3 protein-coding genes and 1 tRNA gene are annotated in these 2,849 nt (G+C 71.7%); 1 reads left to right on the top strand and 3 read right to left on the bottom strand.

The genetic code is table 11. The features are described 5' to 3' along the window. Positions 1–110 precede the first annotated feature (110 nt). The 3 genes from AC2TEW_RS38830 to AC2TEW_RS38820 form a co-directional block, all read right to left on the bottom strand. Entirely contained in the window at positions 111–431 is a 321-nt protein-coding gene (locus AC2TEW_RS38830) for a hypothetical protein (protein WP_484625685.1), read from the bottom strand. A gap of 77 nt (positions 432–508) precedes the next feature. Further along, positions 509–1,387 (bottom strand): Bax inhibitor-1/YccA family protein, encoded by an 879-nt coding sequence (locus tag AC2TEW_RS38825; protein ID WP_484625686.1) that lies wholly within the window; start codon positions 1,385–1,387, stop codon positions 509–511. Between the two features lie 116 nt (positions 1,388–1,503). After that, positions 1,504–1,588 (bottom strand) — tRNA-Leu (locus AC2TEW_RS38820). 340 nt (positions 1,589–1,928) lie between these two features. On the opposite strand from AC2TEW_RS38820, the gene AC2TEW_RS38815 reads away from it, so the two are divergent. Beyond that, positions 1,929–2,678: an ABC transporter ATP-binding protein gene (locus AC2TEW_RS38815; RefSeq protein ID WP_484626479.1), complete on the top strand. Its 750-nt coding sequence runs from the start codon at positions 1,929–1,931 to the stop codon at positions 2,676–2,678. The last annotated feature ends 171 nt before the right edge of the window (positions 2,679–2,849 follow it).

Genomic DNA, 2,849 nt, shown 5'->3' with positions numbered 1-2,849 from the left:
CGGCCGGCCGCCGCCGTTGCCGTTGATGCCGCTGTTGCCGTTTATGCAGCTGTTGCCGTTGATGCCGCCGCCGTTGCGCGGGCCGGTCCCGGCCCGGGGGCGGGCGCGGTTCAGGAGACCAGCTCGGTGACGGCCAGCACGTCCGCGAGCGCCTCGGCCAGTACCGCGTCCCCGGCGCCCGCCGCGGCCAGGTCGTGGCCGGCCACCGCCAGCTGGTCGCCGACCGCGAACGCCCCGGCGTCCGGCAGCTCGCGCGGCGGCCCGCCCTCCAGCCGCAGCGCGGTGGCCGCAAGTCGGCGGGCCAGCGCCAGCGCGGCGGCCGCCCTGGACGGGTGGCCGGGCACCGCGCCGAGCAGCCGGCTCTGCGGCATCGAGCGGAACCGGTCGGCCAGGCGGTCGACGGCGGTGGACAGGGTCGGTTCGTCGGACATGCAGCGAGGCTACCGGCAGACGCCGCGGGCCCCGGGAGTCGGTGACTCCCGGGGCCCGCGGCCGAGGCGGCCGACGGCTAGTCGTCGCCGCGCAGGATGGCGATCAGGCGGAGCATCTCCAGGTAGATCCAGACCAGCGAGAGGGTGAGCCCGAAGGCGGCCCGCCACGACTCCTGCTGCGGGGCGCCACCACGGATGCCCTCCTCGATCTCGGCGAAGTCGAGCGAGAGGAAGAAGGCGCCGAGCGCGATGCCGATCAGGCCGACCACGATGCCGAGCGGACCGGAACGCAGGCCGAGGTCCGCGCCGAGCGCGTAGGCGACCGCGTTGATCAGCATCAGGATCACGAAGCCCATGGCCATCGCGATGCCGATCCTGGCGTACCGCGCGGTGACCCGGATCCGGCCGCTCTTGTAGGCGAACAGCATCGCCGCGAAGACCGCCGCCGTCCCGAGCACCGCCTGCAGGACGATGCCGTCCCACAGGGTCTCGAACGACTTGGAGACGGCGCCCAGGAAGAAGCCCTCCAGGCCCGCGTAGGTCAGGATCAGCGCCGGGCTGACGGTCCGCTTGAAGGTGGCGACCAGGCCGACCACGAGGGCGGCCAGCGCCGCCACCACGGCGTACCCGTAGTTCTCGGCCGGCAGCGCGAACCAGGCCACCGCGCCGGCCGCGACCAGGGTCAGCAGGGTCATCGCCGTGCGGGCGACCACGTCGTCCATGGTCATCCGGCCGGTGTCCAGCGGCCCCGCGGAGGGCGCCCGGTACATCGTGGCCAGCTGCTCGTCGGTGAGTCGGCCGCCCTGGGGCTGCCGGCCGTACTGGTCGTTCGCGTAGGGGTTGTTGGCGTACGGGTCGGCCCCGTAGGGCTGCTGTCGGGTGCTGTCGAACCCTGCGTAGCCGGTGTCGCGGGAGAAGGCCCCGTCCCGCGAGAAGACCGGATTGCTGCTTCTCATGCTCATTCCCTCCGGGGGACGGCACGGCACCGCCCACCATCGGACAAGAGTAATGTCTTGGCAAAGCAGTACGCGTACGCCGCGAGGATGATCTCCCGCGGCCGAGCAGGCGGAGCTGGTGCCCGGAGCCGGACTCGAACCGGCACGGCCTTGCGGCCAAGCAGTTTTAAGCTGCCCGTGTCTGCGTTCCACCACCCGGGCGTGAACCGCTCCCGCCCCTGTTCGGGCTACCCCCTGAGCCTAGTCGTCCGACTCCCGGTTTCGCATGTTCCCGGCCCCGGAAGTTGTCATGCTTCCTTGCCATCTGACGAACCGTTCGTGATCCGGCCAGTGGAAGCACTGTTATCGGCCAGTTGACGGGCCGCACCGGGCCTTCACCGGCCTCAGGGACGGTGTCATACCGCAGGAGGAGGGTGACGGTCCGGTGTACGCCTCGCGGTGGTCCGGCCAACCGTCCGCCGGAGCGACGGATCCGGCCGGGGCCGCCCGGGAGCATGGAACCACCGTCCCCCCTTCCGGCAGGAGCCCTCCCGTGACCACGATGACGACCACCACCGCCGCCGCGCGCGCCGTCGGCCTGAACAAGGTCTACGGCGAGGGCGAGACCCGGGTCGTCGCCCTGGACGACGTCAGCGTGGCCTTTGGCCAGGGCGAGTTCACCGCCATCATGGGCCCCTCCGGCTCCGGCAAGTCCACCCTCATGCACTGCATGGCCGGCCTCGACACCGTCACCTCCGGCTCCGCCACCATCGGCGGCACCGAACTCGTCGGCCTCAAGGACAAGCAGCTCACCCGCCTGCGCCGCGACAAGATCGGCTTCATCTTCCAGGCCTTCAACCTGCTCCCCACCCTGACCGCCCTGGAGAACATCACCCTCCCCATGGACATCGCCGGCCGCAAGCCCGACCAGGCCTGGCTGGAACGCGTCGTGGACACCGTCGGCCTCTCCGGCCGCCTCACCCACCGCCCCTCCCAGCTCTCCGGCGGCCAGCAGCAACGCGTCGCCTGCGCCCGCGCCCTCGCCTCCCGCCCCGACATCGTCTTCGCCGACGAACCCACCGGCAACCTCGACTCCCGCTCCGGCGCCGAGATCCTCTCCTTCCTCCGCAACTCCGTCCGCGAACTCGGCCAGACCGTCGTCATGGTCACCCACGACCCCGTCGCCGCCTCCTACGCCGACCGCGTCGTCTTCCTCGCCGACGGCCGCACCGTCGACGAACTCCACCACCCCACCGCCGACACCGTCCTGGACCGGATGCGCCGCTTCGACGCCAAGGGCCGCACCAGCTGACCCCCGGCTGACCACCGGCACCCGTCCATCCCCATCCACCGACCCCAGGACACGGCAACCACCATGTACCGCACCGCACTGCGCAACGTGCTGGCCCACAAGGGCCGACTGCTGATGACCGCCCTCGCCATCATGCTCGGCACCGCCTTCGTCGCCGGCACCATGGTCTTC

Source organism: Kitasatospora sp. NEAU-CNBT7, assembly GCF_057220535.1.
Note: the sequence above shows the minus strand (reverse complement) of the source record. Positions and strands in the feature narration are given on the sequence as shown.